We start from the raw sequence: 259 nt of genomic DNA, 5'->3' as shown, positions 1-259 counted from the left end.
CTCTAGTCCCACAGTCTCAAGCGCGTTTTCCCGGTTGAGCCGGAATCTTTCACACCTGACTTATGGCACCGCCTGCGCACGCTTTACGCCCAGTAACTCCGGATAACGCTCGCCTCCTACGTTTTACCGCGGCTGCTGGCACGTAGTTAGCCGAGGCTTATTCGCCACCTACCGTCCGTTCTCGTCAGTGGCAAAAGGGCTTTACAACCCGAAGGCCTTCATCACCCACGCGGCGTCGCTGCATCAGGGTTCCCCCCAT

The 259-nt window shown here is 58.7% G+C and carries 1 rRNA gene; it reads right to left on the bottom strand.

Features of this window, described 5'->3' with window-relative positions:
• Positions 1 to 259: ribosomal RNA gene (locus tag ACTHSX_RS10730) — 16S ribosomal RNA — on the bottom strand; the annotation flags it as partial.

The sequence above is a fragment of the Neisseria sp. P0014.S002 genome, from assembly GCF_051958295.1.
In the GTDB taxonomy this organism is placed as follows: Bacteria; Pseudomonadota; Gammaproteobacteria; order Burkholderiales; family Neisseriaceae; genus Neisseria; species Neisseria flavescens_B.
Note: the sequence above shows the minus strand (reverse complement) of the source record. Positions and strands in the feature narration are given on the sequence as shown.